Genomic DNA, 13,802 nt, shown 5'->3' with positions numbered 1-13,802 from the left:
GATGCGAACACTGCAGAACAAGGTCGCGATCGTGACCGGCGCGTCACTGGGAATCGGCGCGGCCATTGCCGAGGAGCTCGCCCGTGCGGGCGCGCACGTCGCGCTCGTGGCGCGCGGCCCTCAGGCTCTGGACGAACAGGTCGCCAGAATCGGCGAGCGCGCCCACGCCTATCCCTGCGATATGGGCGACCCCGACGCAGTCGGCACGATGGTCGCCGATGTCGAGCACGATCTCGGGCCGATCGCGATCCTGGTCAATAACGTCGGCACGGGGACCTTCAAGCCGCTCCAACAGATCGAACCGCGGGAGATCTCGATGACCCTCAGCCTTCCGCTCGGGGCAGCCCTGCATGCCAGCCGCGCCGTGCTGCCAGGGATGATCGCACGCCGCGAAGGGCACATTGTCAACCTGACCAGCCCCGCCGGGTACTTTCCGCTGCCGTTCATGGCTCCCTACACCGCGACTCGACATGCCATCGTCGGCCTCTCGCACAGCCTGCGCGAAGAGGTGGGCCGCTACGGGATCGGGGTGTCCCTGATCTGCCCATCGGAGGTCAACACCGGATACTTCGAGCGCAACGACGCTGATATGGGGTGGTACCCCAGGATGTCGCGGTGGTTCCCGGTTCTTGAACCCTCCGAGGTCGCGGAACGTGCGGTCTGGGCTATCCGCAAGAATCGCCGGGAGCTCACCTTCCCCTGGCAGCTCACGGTCGTCACCTCGCTCTACCAGCGCTTTCCGGTCTTCGGTCTGGGCCTGCTCAAATTGCTCGGTCTGTTCCGCCCCCGACTGACCCCGCCGTCTTAGCCCACCGACCTGCGATCGGGCACCAACCCGGTCCGCCGAGGCTGCTGGCGCTGGACATGCTCGGAATCACAGCATGGCGGGTCCGCCATCCGGTTGTTCACCACCGGTTCGGCTCTGGCGGGGTTCCTGGTCGGAGGCGCTTCACGGGCTCGTGGACGCAGGATCGGTTTGAGTGCTGGGTTCGCGTTGGGCGACAAATCTGCATGCTCGTTACCCCGGTACCGACCTCGCTCGGCCCATCCGACGCGGCAAGGCGATCAGTATCGCAATGGGACGCTTCGGACACCGCATCAGGCGCCGACATCACATCAAGGCTCGCCGCCTCGCCCGCGCGCCATTCGATGACACCCTCGTCCATGGCCTTGGCGTCAGTGCCTTAATCGCGCAACCACTGCGCGGCCTGCCGCGTCAGTCGGCAGAACTCGCCGCGACAGTAAACGACAACGGTCGCGCTGGTCGGTATCTCACCGTGACGCTCAGGCGTTCGGCCAGCGGAAAAGTCGCGTGGGGAAATGCACCGACTCGTATTCGGACAGGCCGGACGCGTCAGCGACCGCCATCTCCGAGGTAATCACCGACGGGTCGATCGTGGGCCGCCACCGGCAGCGTCGGCCGTCGACCAATACTCGTCGAGCGCACCCCGCAGGACCGGTGAACGGGTTTCCGCACGCAGGATGCCCGAGTGGGTCACGCGTTTCGACCCCGGAGAACTGCTCGAGCCAGCCAACGGGCAGGCTGATCGCGTCCCTAACTCAGCTACCCCGCTTGATCCACTCCTCGAGGTGGGGAGCCTCTGTGCCGACGGTGGTGCCGTCGCCGTGGCCGGTGTAGACCTTGGTCTCGGGGTCGAGGGTGAAGATCTTCTCGGTGATCGAGGCGATGATCGTGGGAAAACTGGAGTACGAGCGGCCCGTCGCGCCCGGACCACCCTGGAACAGGGTGTCGCCGGAGAACAGCACCTTGGCCTCGGGCAGATGGATCACCGACGACCCCGGCGAGTGACCGGGGGTGTTGATGATCGTCAGCTCGGTCCCACCGACGCTGATCTTCTGGCCGTCCTCGAGGTCGGAATGCGCGACGTCGGGGTGGGTGTCGTTCCACAACATGTCATCACCCGGGTGCAACAGGATCGGCGCGCCGGTGGCCTGCGACAGTTCCGGCGCCACGGTCACGTGATCGTTGTGACCATGGGTCAGCACGATCGCCGTCACCGTGCGGTCGCCGACACCGTCGAGGATCGGCCGCGCCGAATGCGCGGCGTCGATGATGATCACCTCGTCGTCGTTGCCGACGAGCCACACATTGTTGTCCACATCCCAGGTACCGCCGTCGAGGCTGAACGTGCCCGAGGTGACGACGTTGTCGATCCGCAGCTCCGACATCAGAGTTCCACCACCGATCGCAGCACCTTGCCGGCTTCCATCGCCGAGAACGCGGCCTCGACATCGTTGATGCCGATGCGTTCGGTGACGAACTTCTCCAGCGGCAGACGGCCCTGTTCGTAGAGGTCGATCAGCATCGGGAAGTCACGTTCGGGCAGACAATCGCCGTACCACGACGACTTGAGCGCACCACCACGGGAGAAGAAGTCCACCAGCGGCAACTCCAAGGTCATCTCCGGAGTCGGCACACCGACCAACACGACGACCCCGGCGAGGTCGCGAGCGTAGAACGCCTGCTTGTAGGTCTCCGGGCGACCGACCGCATCGATCACGACATCAGCGCCGTTACCGCCGGTCAGTTCCTGCACCGCGGCGATCACGTCGTCGACCTTCGAACCGTCAATGGTGTGGGTGGCACCAAGGTCGGTGGCCCACTCCAGCTTCGACGCATCACGGTCGATCGCGATGATCGTCGTCGCACCGGCCAGCCGCGCCCCGGCGATCGCCGCGTCACCGACACCGCCGCAACCGATGACCGCGACCGAATCACCACGACCCACGTTGCCGGTGTTCATCGCCGCACCGATACCGGCCATCACACCGCAACCCAACAGACCGGCCACCGCCGGATCGGTGTCGGGATTGACCTTCGTGCACTGCAACTCATGGATCAACGTCTTCTCAGCGAACGCCCCGATCCCCAACGCCGGCGTCAGCTCGGTGCCATCGGTCAGCGTCATCGGCACGCTGGCGTTGAAAGTGTCGAAGCAATACCACGGACGACCCCGCTTACACGCACGACACTGCCCACACACCGCACGCCAGTTCAACACCACGAAATCGCCGACCTCCACGTGGGTGACATCCGACCCCACCGACTCGACCACACCCGCGGCCTCATGCCCGAGCAGGAACGGGTACTCGTCGTTGATGCCACCCTCACGGTAGGCCAGATCGGTATGGCAGACCCCGCACGCCCTGATCGCCACCACCACATCACGCGCACCCGGATCCGGGATCACCACATCGACAACCTCCGTCGGCGCCTTCTTACTGCGCGAGATGACTCCCTTGACTGTCTGCGACATGCGATGTTCCTTCCGCAACTGCGTTGTTCGGGGTACGTATGCGACGTGTGTTCGCGACTTCGGCGCGCACTGTGGCGGCGCCAGAACACATCGCCACAACCTTATCGGTACGGTCGATCTCGGTCTACTCGGAGTAGCCACAGTCCACTGCGATTATCCGGCGCGATCCACTCGTCTCACCCTAAGCTCGGGCCGGTAGATCCGACCCGGTTTCGGTCATCGCGGACACCGTGGCGGTCGACACCCACATTGATCGGTGTTTCGGGACGGACGAGGCGGGGCACTCCCCGTAAGAACGCTGCGCATTTCGACCGCGAGGAGGTAACCCATGGCAGAGAACAAAAAGGACCCCGGACCTTCGGTCAAGGACGACGAACTCTACGAGAAGCTCCGCGACGAGGGGAATTCCAAAGAGAAGTCCGCCCGCATCGCCAATGCCGCCGCCAACACTTCGCGCTCGGACGTCGGCAAGAGCGGCGGCAAGTCCGGGTCGTATGAGGACTGGACCGTCGACGAACTCAAGAAGCGCGCCAAGGAACTCGACCTGTCCGGTTATTCGGATCTGAAGAAGGACGAGCTGATCGAGAAGTTGCGCGATCACTGACCGGCACGCACCGGCCGCGAATCCGCAAGGTCTGAGAACGCACCGAAGCCGCCGATCCCTCGGGGTCGGCGGCTTCGATGTGTAAAGGGACGGTGCCGGTCAGTGCGCCTCTCGGCAAACAGGCCGCTCGAAGCGGCAAAAGGGTGGGACCCGGGGCAGTGAATCCGTCACCGTCGAGGGATACAACCGCACCCCTCGGCGAGTTATTCCGCGGCGCTCATGAGGACTTCTCACCGCACGATCCCGGCTTCGGTGAATGCGGTCAGCGCGGTCTCGGCGGTGGTCCACAGCGCGGCGATGTCGGACCGAGCGCCCGCCGCCGAGCCCGGGTTCTGCAGTGCCAGGCCGTTGCGGAACGTGAGCACGTTGTAACCCACATCAGCGGCGCGCAGCATCGGCCCGGTCGCGCGACCGGCGCCCGCGACCCGGTCGAGTCCCTCTCCCACGACGTAGAACCGGAAGATCGGACCGAGGTCGACCCCGTACCACCGGTTGGTCGCGTCGACGATCGACTTCCCGTGCGCAGCAATCGCGTCGACGATGAAGAAGAAGTCACGCGCGTTGTTCGTGGTCGCTCGTGCGTCGGCAGTCGCGTAGGCCAGGTCGACGGTGATGTGTGAGTTGTATCCGGCCATCGCCACGCGCTGTCCGGGCACCCGGCAATCGGCCGCCATATCGAAGTAGTTTCGCCACTGCGCGGGAACCGGACGTCCCGAGAACTCGTCGTTGACCGCGTCGAGAAAGCGGTTCAGCAGTTCGAGACTGATGACCGGTGCCCATCGCGGGGTCTGGAAGACCCGCGGGTTGTTTTGAAGCGGCATCACCGCGTCGCGTTCAACGGCGGCAAGTCCCAGCGCGAACAGCCCACGCCGGTCCCGGTGTTCGGTGAGGATGTCGACGATGCCGTAGAGCTTGGTGACGTTACGCCGCAACTGGACCAGCGGGAGGTCACGAGAGCTCTCATCAACGGTACTGAGCTCGACGATCCGTGCCCGGTCGGCGTCGTCGAGCGGGGCCCCGCATGCGCGGGCCGGTGCCGCGTGCGCGGGTGTCGGCACGGCGACGACTAGTGATCCGATGAGACCGAGTGTCAGCAGTGCCGACGAGAGTGCTCGCATAGGACCCGGGGGTACCCACCTGCCCGAGTTCGAACCGCCCGCCCGGGATTTCGTAGCGCCAGTGCGCAAATGGCGCGCATTCGCGCTACGAAATCCCGTGGGTCAGGGCAGGAGCCCCTCCCGGCGGGCGGTCACCACCGCCTCCAACCTCGACGACGCCCCCAGCTTGCGCATCGCGTCCTTCATGTAGCCCTTGACGGTGTACACAGTGACACCGAGCGTCTCGGCGATCCGCGCGTTGGGATACCCGAGAGCCGCGAGGGACAGCACGTCCTGTTCGCGTCCGGTCAGTTCGACGTGCGAGGTCCGTGCCGTTTCCGCTGCAACGAGAACCTCGGTGATCGCGGCGATCTCGTCCGCGAGGCGTGCGTCGTCGACCGTGTCGGCCAGCGTGCGCAACCGCGCGTACGCCGCCGTCATCCGGTCGCGCAGTTCGGCCTCGTCCTGCGCCGCATGTTCGAGCCGCGCGCGTGACGCCACGATCTCGTGTTCGACGGTCCGCGCCTCCATGGCGAGGACGTCGAGCATCCGGCCGCCGATCGGGTCGGGAGTGTGGAAGGCGCCGTAGATCACCGCGACCGGGGTCCGGTCGACGATCACCGGGGCCGCCATCATGGCGCGGAGTCCCTCACGCTCGATGATCGTGTTGTAGCGATGCGTGATCCGCGGGGTACGGAGGTAGTCGTCGACGACCATCGGCCGGTTCAGCGACACGACCTTGCCACCGAGTCCGTGCCCGAGTTCGACCGACACCCCGTTGAGTGCCCCGACGGTGGTCCCGGCGAAGTGCTGTAGTCGCAGGTGGGACGGTCCGTTCAGCACGCCCGCGAACGCCAGCGGAACCCCGCTGGACTTGCGCACCCGGCGCAGCGCGTCGGTGACGATCCCGCTCATCGGCTCGGGCATCTCACCTCACTTCTCCCCCTCTTCGGAGGGTGTTCCAGGGGCCGTCCGCGGAGGACACTGTGACTCAGCTTACTCAGTCAGGAGCGAGGTTCAGGATGACACAGGCCACCACGACCCCCACCGAGATGGTCGAACGCTGGATGGCGATCTACGGGGCGCCCGACGCCGACGCGGCGGCACTCCTCGTCGACGGGCACGACCCCGATGCCGTCGCGTTCACCGTGATCGAAGTCGATCCCGATGGCGCTGCCTCCGGCTCGGCGAGCCCGGTCACCACCGATGTCACCTACGGCGAGCTCGCCGAGCGGTCCAAGCGGCTCGCCGCGGCTCTCGCCGAGATGGGCGTCGGTCGCGGCGACACCGTCGGCGTCCTCATGGGCAAGCGCGAGGAGCTCGTCGTCTCGCTCCTGGCGATCGCCCGGCTCGGCGCGATCTACATCCCCCTGTTCACCGCGTTCGCCACACCCGCGATCGAGATGCGTCTGGCTGCCGGCGCCGCGAAGGTCGTGATCACCGAGCCGAGTCAGGCGGACAAACTCACCGACATCGACGGGATCACCACGGTGATCGCCGGCGAGCAGTTCGAGGAACTGATCTCCTCGCACCAGCCGATCGCCGAGTCGGTCGCGGTCGGTGGCGACGGCACGCTGATCCTGTTGTTCACCAGCGGCACCACGGGCGCGCCCAAGGGCGTTCCGGTCCCGGTGAAGGCGCTGGCCTCGTTCGTCGCCTACATGCACTTCGGCCTCGACGTCCGCGCCGACGACGTCTTCTGGAACGCCGCCGATCCGGGCTGGGCCTACGGCCTCTACTACGGCGTGCTCGGTCCGCTCGCCGCCGGTCGCCGCAATCTGCTGCTGCGCGCCGGGTTCACCCCCGAGCTCACCGCGCGGATCCTCGGCGAGCTCGAAGTCACCAACTTCGCCGCCGCACCGACCGTCTACCGCGCACTCAGCAAGGACGCGCGCATCTCGGGCTTCTCGCTCCGGCGGGCGTCATCGGCGGGCGAACCCCTGACCCCGGACGTCATCGATTGGGCGTTGCGCTCCATCGGCACCGAGGTTCGCGACCATTACGGTCAGACCGAGCACGGCATGTTCATCAACAACCATTGGCACGACGACGTGTACGAGCCGCTGGTCCCGGGCTCGATGGGCAAACCCATGCCCGGCTTCGCGGCCGGCATCGTCGACGGTCAGATCGCCATCGATGTCCCGGCCAGCCCGCTGATGTGGTTCTCGGGCTACCTCGACGCCCCGGAGAAGACCGCGCAACGCTATTCGGCCGACGGCCGGTGGTACCTCACCGGTGACACCGGACGCGTCGACGACGAGGGTCGGTACTTCTTCACCGCGCGCGACGACGACGTGATCATCATGGCCGGGTACCGCATCGGCCCGTTCGACGTCGAGAGTGTCCTCATCACCCACCCGTCGGTGGTCGACGTCGCGGTCGTCGGGCGCCCGGACGAACTGCGTGGTGAGGTGCTCGAGGCGTTCGTCGTGGTCGCCGACGGCGTCGAGGGCTCCGCAGCACTCGAAGCCGAGTTGCAGCAGCTGGTCAAGACGCAGTTCGCGGCACACGCCTATCCCCGCACGGTTCACTTCGTCGACGCACTCCCGAAGACCCCGAGCGGCAAGATCCAGAGGTTCCTGCTGCGCCGGCGCTGACCGCTCCGGCCTCGGGGTCGCTCACCGGTCCGGGTGCGTCCCCTCGACGAGAGCCCGGACCGAGGCCGGCGGGACGTCGCCGCTGTCGGCGACCGGGGCGTCGTACACCGTCCGCACGGGGACCACGCCGGTCCACTCCGCGGACTCCCCTCCCGGCCCGCCGGTACGCGCCTTGGCGATCCACCGGCCGTCGATGATCGGCAGCCGCAGGGCGACGGTCGCCGCCAGCTCCTTGCGGCTCGTCGGCCGGACTTCGGCGACCCGTCCGGGAATGAGCTTGTCGGACAGCATCTCCAGAGCCGCCCGAGCATCGTCGGCGACTTCGAGGACTCCGCGCACAACGGCCGACCGATAGTTCGCCGAATGGTCGAAGAGGGTGTCGGCGACGACGAGCCCGTCGAGGACGAACACCGTGAAGGTCACCGGTGCACCCGCGGCCACGTGCCGCAGTGCGCCCGCCCCGGTGGATCCGTGCAGCAGGATCGAGTCGCCGTCGCGGGCGAAGAGCATCGGCACCGACCACGGCAGGCCGTCCACGACGGTGCTCAGGGTTCCGGTCTTCGCCTCGTCCAACAGGTCGTCGAGCACCGCACGGTCGGCGGAGCGTTCGGGCTTGCGGGTGAGGGAGCCGAGGGGGCGACCCTCCCCTCCGCCGGCTGTTCCATCACTCGTCATGCGGCCATCGTCGTCGGCGGTGAGACCGCATTCAACCGATTTCCCGCAGCCGGGACAACGAGGACCGAACCTGTCCTCTATCGCTCATAGCGTGGTTCTCACACCAACCGAGAGGAACCCGAGATGAGCACCTACACCCCCGCGGAACTGAGCGTCGAGGTCACCGGCGAGAAGAAGGAACTCCTGACCTTGTTGCAGGACCAGCGCAACATGCTGAAGATCACCGCTCGCAACCTCTCCGACGACGACGCCCGCAAGCAGTCGACCGTCAGCACGCTCACGATCGGCGCGCTCATCAAGCACCTCGCACACGGTGAACAGAACGCGGCGCGGATCATCATCGAGCGCGATGAGAACGCGGAGTTCGACATGAGCCAGGCGCTCACCGAGTACGAGATGTGCGACGACGAGACCCTCGCCGGCTGGCTGGACGCCTACGACCGCGCGGCTGCCGAGCTCGACCGGGTGATCGCCGACGCCGCGAGCCTCGACGAGCTGATCCCCCAGCCGACGGCGCCGTGGGCACCCGAGCGCGAGTGGTCGTCGATCCGGACGATGATGCTCCACCTGCTGCGGGAGACCGCGCACCACAGCGGCCACGCCGACATCATCCGCGAAGCACTCGACGGACAGAACACGATGGGCGCGATCTCGGAGGGACAGGACTGGGCGAAGGACTGGGCGGACGCCGACTGGGCCCAGTAGTCCCGCGCAGGCGACAAACCCCGGCCGGCACCGCCACCTGCACAACAACCGGGATTCGCAACTGATTTCGCAAACCACCCATCCGGTGGGGAACCTGATCCGAATGTGTCAGTGAGGCTGCCAGACAGGGCAGCTCACCCACCGTGAAGATTGGATCAACGATGATCAAGCGAGTTCCCCGTGTAGCAGGAGCGGTGACCGGACTGGTCCTCGCCGTCGGCGTGATCGCCGGTTGTTCGAGCGACGACTCCGGCTCGTCAGACGAAACCACCAGCGCCGCAACCGGAATGTCGTCGATGAGCGCGTCGGTCGACCCGGCCGCGAACCTCGTCGGACCCGGCTGCGCGGCATACGCCGAGGCGAATCCCTCGGGCCCCGCGTCGGTCACCGGAATGTCCAGTGTCCCCGTCGCCACCGCGGCTGCGACCAACCCCGAGCTGAAGACGCTCACCCAGGCGCTCTCCGGACAGCTCAACCCCGACGTCAACCTCGTCAAGACCCTCAACGAGGGTGAGTACACCGTCTTCGCACCCACCGACGACGCGTTCGCGAAGCTCCCCCCGGAGACCGTCGAGCAGCTCAAGACCGATTCCGATCTGCTGAGCAAGATCCTTACCTACCATGTGGTTTCGGGTCAGGCCACGCCGGATCAGATCGTCGGTGAGCACACCACACTCGAGGGCCAGAAGGTCACCGTCACCGGTTCCGGCGACAACCTGAAGGTCAACGAGTCCGGAGTCGTGTGCGGTGGAGTCATGACCTCCAACGCGCAGGTCTACCTGATCGACACCGTGCTGATGCCCCCGGCCGGTATGTGAGTCGGCTGCACCCCTGGCTGACAACACGTTTCACAACGATTCCCGGCGACACACCCCGTCGCCGGGAATCGTCATGTCCGAACCGATCTGATGATGTCCGAACAGGTTGTGCGCGTTCAGTTCTGCGAGGCGCCGGCGGACGCGCCGGCGCGTCTCCGCGAATCGTCGAGCGCCGTCACCTGAATCGGCACACCCGTCATGTTCGCCATCCCGGCAAGACGTTCGAGGTCGGCCGGGTCGGAGGAGATGAGCGCGTTGACGTTCACGCCGCCGGTGCCGAGATCGTTGCCCGCGGCCGCATTCGCCTGCGTCCAACCGCCGGAACCGTTGTGGCCCCATCCATGTGGGATCGCGACGACGCCCGGTTTGATGTCCTCGGTAATGGTGACCGGGAGCGAGATCCGGCCGTGGCGGGACTCCACGGTGGCCAGATCGCCCTCGGCCAGTCCGCGAATCGTCGCATCATCCGGATGCATCCGTGCGGCGTGTGATCGTCCGCCGCGGAGCAGCATCGGGGCGTTGTGCTGCCAGCTGTTCTCCGAGCGGATCTCACGCATCCCGATGAGACGCAACGGAAATCCCGAGTCGAATTCGACCTCGAGTCGCTCGATCTCCGCCATCAGCTCTGGCGCACTGAGACGGATGCGCCCGTCGAGAAACGTGATGTTCTTCGAAAGCTGTCCGGGCGCAAGGCCATCGGCGACCACAGCGCCATGTGGATGCTTCTCGATGAGCCGCCGATAGCTGAGGCCGCCGCGCCGCAGCCCGAACCGGTCACCGCCCAGCCCCAGTCGGATCACCAGATCCGAAACACGGCGCGGCGTCACCGGCCGGCCGAGCCGGCGAGCAAGCGTGTTGGTCGTGTGCAGCGATCGGATCAGCAGGTTCTGCGACGCCAGCGCTCCGACGAGTTCGTTGATCACCGTCCACTCCTCGCGGGCCTCGCCCTGCGGCGGGATCACAGCTTCGGTCGCCTGCTTGAACGGTGTGGTGAACAGAGCCTGGAACGGCAGCAGGAAGTCCTCGCGCTCGTACATCGTCGTCGCCGGCAGGATGTAGTCGGCGTGGGCGTTCGTCTCGTTGCGGTAGATGTCCAGCGAGACCATCAGGTCGAGTTCGTCCAGCGCGGAACGCAACTCGTCACCGTTGGGCACCGACAACACCGGGTTGCCCGCACTGACGAAGAGTGCGCGTAGCTGCCCCTTGCCGGGAGTCGTGATCTCCTTGGCCATCAACGACGCCGGAGCGGTCCCCAGTACCTGCGGGAGGTTGCCGACCCGGCTGCGACGTCCCGCCCAGCGGAAGCTCGACACCTTCTGCAGCGCAGCGACTCCCAGCTTCTGCCCGGGAATGCCGAGATCGCCGAACATGGACCCGCCCACGACGTCGAGGTTGCCTGCGACGAGGTTGACCATGTCCAGCAGCGCTGTGGTCAGCGTGCCGGTCCGCCCGAGCGAGGTGCCGACGCGCCCGTACACCGCGGCCCGCTCTGTCGACACCAGCAACCGGGCGATCTCACGGACCCGCCCCGGATCGATGTCGGTGCGTGCGGCGGTCACCTCGGGGGCGTACGCCGCGACCGTCGTCTTGAGATCGTCGACGCCACGCGCCTGCCGCCGCAGCCGGTCCTCGTCGGCCAACCCTTCATCGAACATGACGTGCAGCAACGAGAGCAGGAACAGGGCATCGGTGTCGGGTGTGATCGGTTGCCAGTCGAATTCACGCGCGGTCTCCGTGTGGCGCGGGTCGACGACGAGCACCGTTCCTCCGCGCGCGGTGATCGCCCGCAGCCCTTCACGGATTCGTGGCGAGCTCATCACACTGCCGTGCGACACGATCGGGTTGGCGCCGATGATCATCAGGTAGTCGACGCGGTTGATGTCGGGGATGGGCGCGGTGAGCGGATTGCCGTAGAGGAAGTGGCTGGCGACGAACCGGTTGTTCACGTCCTGCGATCCCGCGGAGTACACGTGCGGGGTGCCGAGCAGGTTCATGAAGATCGCGGTCCACAGGGTGTGTCCCGTGGAGAACGTAGCGGGGTTGCCGAAGTACCAGCCGATCGAGTCGGCACCGTGGGTCCGGTGCACGCCGGCGAGGCGGTCGCCGATCTCCGACAGCGCGGTGTCCCAGGTGATGGGTTCGAAGTCGCCGTCCGGCCGACGGCGCAGCGGGTGCCGCAGGCGGTCGGGGTCGTTGACGATCTCGGTGAACGCGATCCCCTTGGGGCACGCGAATCCCTTCGACAACGGGTGGTCCTTGTCGGGCCGCAACGAGATCAGCCGATCGTCCTCGACGGTGGCGATCATCCCGCACAGCGGCTCGCAGATCCGGCAATAAGTGTGCTTCTCCAACGCCATGATGCGTCCCCTCGACTCGGAAAACCGCGGCATGAAAGTGGGCCGGCCAGCGGTTCGATGTGATTCCGTTCACATCTGAGGACAAGTGTTGCATGATGACAGCAACCGAGGCATCCCTCCCGAGGAGGTCCATGTGACCGACAGCGACATCACCGATCCGACGACCGGCACCGGCCCGGAGAGAACCGGCAGGCCGTCGGCGGACGATCCGCCGCCACCCCTGCAGGACGTGATCATCATCGGCGCCGGCCTCTCGGGCATCGACTGCGCGTACCGCCTCCGCGAGCAGAATCCCGACGCCGAGTACCTGGTCCTCGAGCGTCGAGCCCGGATGGGCGGCACGTGGGATCTGTTCCGCTACCCCGGCGTGCGCTCCGACAGCGACATCTACTCGCTCAGCTACCCGTTCGAGCCCTGGCGCAAGCCCGGTGCGCTCGCCCAGGGCGAGGACATCCGTCACTACATCGAGCACACCGCCCGCAAGTTCGGCATCGACGAGCACATCCGCTACGGCAGGCACGTCGTCACCGCGGACTGGGATTCGACGACCGACACGTGGACGCTGGGCGTCGAGGTGGACGACGGGACACAGACGCGTCTGGAGACCCAGCGCGCACGGTTCGTCATCTTCGCCACCGGTTACTACGACTACGACAACCCGTACACCCCCCGCTTCACCGGGGCGGATGAGTTCACGGGCACGATCGTCCACCCGCAGCACTGGCCCGAGGATCTGGACTACCGGGGCAAGCGGGTCGTGGTGATCGGCAGCGGGGCGACGGCTGTCAGCCTGATACCCAGCCTGGCCCAGCAGGCCGAGCACGTCACGATGCTGCAGCGATCACCGTCGTACATCTTCTCGTCGAAACAGAAGCAGTACCTCGCCCCGCTGGTGCAGCGTCTGCTGCCACCGGGCGCCGCGCACAAGGTCATCCGCACCCGATACGCGACGCAGACCGCCGCCATCGTGCACCTCACGCACCGATTCCCGTCGCTCGGGCGCAAGCTGATCCAAAGCAACGTCGTGGCGAATCTGCCCGAGGACTATCCGGTCGACGTCCACTTCAATCCGGCCTACAACCCGTGGGACCAGCGCATGTGCATGGTCCCCGACGCCGATCTGTTCGATCACATCACCGGCGGGTCGGTCGAGATGGTCACCGAACACATCGACCGGTTCGACGAATCGGGCGTCGTGCTGACCTCGGGACGCCACCTCGACGCCGACATCATCGTCACCGCCACCGGTCTGCAGCTGCTCGGTTTCGGCGGCACGCGGCTGCGCGTCGACGGTGCCGAGGTCAAACCGCACGACCGCTTCGTCTTCAAGAGCTACCTGATCGAGGACGTGCCCAATCTGGCGTGGTCGGTGGGCTACACCAACGCGTCGTGGACGCTTCGAGCGGACATGACCGCGCGTGCGGTGGCCGATCTCGTGAAACACATGCGCGTCAACGGGTACACGCACGCCTACCCGCACCTCGGCTCCGAGCCCATGGCCGCGCGACCGCTGTGGGACCTCAAGGCCGGTTATGTCGAACGGTCACCGGACGCGCTGCCGAAGTCGGGCACCCGCGGCCACTGGCAGGTCCGGCACAACTACTACCGCGACGCCATCGACCATCGTCTGAACAAGGTCGAGGAGTCGATGGTGTTCGGGCGGGTCTGACC

The 13,802-nt window shown here is 66.5% G+C and carries 12 protein-coding genes; 6 read left to right on the top strand and 6 right to left on the bottom strand.

Annotation, left to right across the window (positions count from 1 at the left end; all coding sequences use genetic code 11):
• The first annotated feature begins 1 nt into the window (after nucleotide 1).
• The gene (locus tag ACSUZC_RS00490; RefSeq protein ID WP_439030998.1) at nucleotides 2–808 is read left to right on the top strand and encodes an SDR family NAD(P)-dependent oxidoreductase; all 807 of its coding nucleotides are present in this window, start codon (nucleotides 2–4) and stop codon (nucleotides 806–808) included.
• A 752-nt stretch (nucleotides 809–1,560) separates the two neighbouring features.
• Here the strand turns inward: ACSUZC_RS00490 and ACSUZC_RS00485 are convergent.
• Nucleotides 1,561–2,190 carry an MBL fold metallo-hydrolase gene (locus tag ACSUZC_RS00485; RefSeq protein WP_439030997.1) on the bottom strand — a complete coding sequence of 210 codons (630 nt, stop codon included), beginning with the start codon at nucleotides 2,188–2,190 and terminating at the stop codon, nucleotides 1,561–1,563.
• On the bottom strand, nucleotides 2,190–3,278 hold the full coding sequence (locus ACSUZC_RS00480) for an S-(hydroxymethyl)mycothiol dehydrogenase (RefSeq protein WP_439030996.1): 1,089 nt from the start codon (nucleotides 3,276–3,278) through the stop codon (nucleotides 2,190–2,192). The genes ACSUZC_RS00485 and ACSUZC_RS00480 overlap by 1 nt, the downstream gene beginning before the upstream one ends.
• 328 nt (nucleotides 3,279–3,606) lie before the next feature.
• Between ACSUZC_RS00480 and ACSUZC_RS00475 the strand changes: the two genes are divergently transcribed.
• Complete coding sequence (locus tag ACSUZC_RS00475) at nucleotides 3,607–3,882, top strand: DUF7218 family protein (protein WP_439030995.1); 276 nt, start codon at nucleotides 3,607–3,609, stop codon at nucleotides 3,880–3,882.
• Between the two features lie 230 nt (nucleotides 3,883–4,112).
• Here ACSUZC_RS00475 and ACSUZC_RS00470 read toward each other — a convergent pair whose 3' ends face one another.
• Nucleotides 4,113–5,000 (bottom strand): DUF5995 family protein, encoded by an 888-nt coding sequence (locus ACSUZC_RS00470; protein WP_439030994.1) that lies wholly within the window; start codon nucleotides 4,998–5,000, stop codon nucleotides 4,113–4,115.
• 102 nt (nucleotides 5,001–5,102) lie between these two features.
• Nucleotides 5,103–5,906 carry a LuxR C-terminal-related transcriptional regulator gene (locus ACSUZC_RS00465; RefSeq protein WP_439030993.1) on the bottom strand — a complete coding sequence of 268 codons (804 nt, stop codon included), beginning with the start codon at nucleotides 5,904–5,906 and terminating at the stop codon, nucleotides 5,103–5,105.
• 95 nt (nucleotides 5,907–6,001) lie between these two features.
• Between ACSUZC_RS00465 and ACSUZC_RS00460 the strand changes: the two genes are divergently transcribed.
• Complete coding sequence (locus tag ACSUZC_RS00460) at nucleotides 6,002–7,576, top strand: AMP-binding protein (RefSeq protein ID WP_439030992.1); 1,575 nt, start codon at nucleotides 6,002–6,004, stop codon at nucleotides 7,574–7,576.
• Nucleotides 7,577–7,597: 21 nt separating this feature from the next.
• Here ACSUZC_RS00460 and ACSUZC_RS00455 read toward each other — a convergent pair whose 3' ends face one another.
• Nucleotides 7,598–8,251: a pyridoxamine 5'-phosphate oxidase family protein gene (locus ACSUZC_RS00455; protein WP_439030991.1), complete on the bottom strand. Its 654-nt coding sequence runs from the start codon at nucleotides 8,249–8,251 to the stop codon at nucleotides 7,598–7,600.
• 123 nt (nucleotides 8,252–8,374) lie between these two features.
• On the opposite strand from ACSUZC_RS00455, the gene ACSUZC_RS00450 reads away from it, so the two are divergent.
• Both ACSUZC_RS00450 and ACSUZC_RS00445 read left to right on the top strand, forming a co-directional pair.
• Nucleotides 8,375–8,956, top strand: coding sequence for a DinB family protein (locus ACSUZC_RS00450; protein ID WP_439030990.1), 582 nt, complete (start codon nucleotides 8,375–8,377; stop codon nucleotides 8,954–8,956).
• A 161-nt stretch (nucleotides 8,957–9,117) separates the two neighbouring features.
• Nucleotides 9,118–9,774 carry a fasciclin domain-containing protein gene (locus tag ACSUZC_RS00445; protein ID WP_439030989.1) on the top strand — a complete coding sequence of 219 codons (657 nt, stop codon included), beginning with the start codon at nucleotides 9,118–9,120 and terminating at the stop codon, nucleotides 9,772–9,774.
• 116 nt (nucleotides 9,775–9,890) lie between these two features.
• On the opposite strand, the gene ACSUZC_RS00440 is transcribed toward ACSUZC_RS00445, so the two are convergent.
• Nucleotides 9,891–12,131, bottom strand: coding sequence for a molybdopterin-containing oxidoreductase family protein (locus ACSUZC_RS00440; RefSeq protein WP_439030988.1), 2,241 nt, complete (start codon nucleotides 12,129–12,131; stop codon nucleotides 9,891–9,893).
• Between the two features lie 220 nt (nucleotides 12,132–12,351).
• Between ACSUZC_RS00440 and ACSUZC_RS00435 the strand changes: the two genes are divergently transcribed.
• Nucleotides 12,352–13,800, top strand: a complete 1,449-nt coding sequence (locus ACSUZC_RS00435; RefSeq protein WP_439033224.1) for a flavin-containing monooxygenase — start codon at nucleotides 12,352–12,354, stop codon at nucleotides 13,798–13,800.
• The last annotated feature ends 2 nt before the right edge of the window (nucleotides 13,801–13,802 follow it).

The sequence above is a fragment of the Gordonia terrae genome (assembly GCF_051789125.1).
Classification (GTDB): domain Bacteria; phylum Actinomycetota; class Actinomycetes; order Mycobacteriales; family Mycobacteriaceae; genus Gordonia; species Gordonia terrae_A.
This window is presented reverse-complemented; position numbering and strand designations above follow the sequence as displayed.

What these genes read in the sequence shown, in the direction of transcription:
- ACSUZC_RS00480 (WP_439030996.1), bottom strand. Translation starts at nt 3,278, where the DNA reads ATGTCGCAGACAGTCAAGGGAGTCATCTCGCGCAGTAAGAAGGCGCCG.
- ACSUZC_RS00465 (WP_439030993.1), bottom strand. Translation starts at nt 5,906, where the DNA reads ATGCCCGAGCCGATGAGCGGGATCGTCACCGACGCGCTGCGCCGGGTG.
- ACSUZC_RS00460 (WP_439030992.1), top strand. Translation starts at nt 6,002, where the DNA reads ATGACACAGGCCACCACGACCCCCACCGAGATGGTCGAACGCTGGATG.
- ACSUZC_RS00485 (WP_439030997.1), bottom strand. Translation starts at nt 2,190, where the DNA reads ATGTCGGAGCTGCGGATCGACAACGTCGTCACCTCGGGCACGTTCAGC.
- ACSUZC_RS00450 (WP_439030990.1), top strand. Translation starts at nt 8,375, where the DNA reads ATGAGCACCTACACCCCCGCGGAACTGAGCGTCGAGGTCACCGGCGAG.
- ACSUZC_RS00445 (WP_439030989.1), top strand. Translation starts at nt 9,118, where the DNA reads ATGATCAAGCGAGTTCCCCGTGTAGCAGGAGCGGTGACCGGACTGGTC.
- ACSUZC_RS00470 (WP_439030994.1), bottom strand. Translation starts at nt 5,000, where the DNA reads ATGCGAGCACTCTCGTCGGCACTGCTGACACTCGGTCTCATCGGATCA.
- ACSUZC_RS00475 (WP_439030995.1), top strand. Translation starts at nt 3,607, where the DNA reads ATGGCAGAGAACAAAAAGGACCCCGGACCTTCGGTCAAGGACGACGAA.
- ACSUZC_RS00440 (WP_439030988.1), bottom strand. Translation starts at nt 12,131, where the DNA reads ATGGCGTTGGAGAAGCACACTTATTGCCGGATCTGCGAGCCGCTGTGC.
- ACSUZC_RS00455 (WP_439030991.1), bottom strand. Translation starts at nt 8,251, where the DNA reads ATGACGAGTGATGGAACAGCCGGCGGAGGGGAGGGTCGCCCCCTCGGC.
- ACSUZC_RS00490 (WP_439030998.1), top strand. Translation starts at nt 2, where the DNA reads ATGCGAACACTGCAGAACAAGGTCGCGATCGTGACCGGCGCGTCACTG.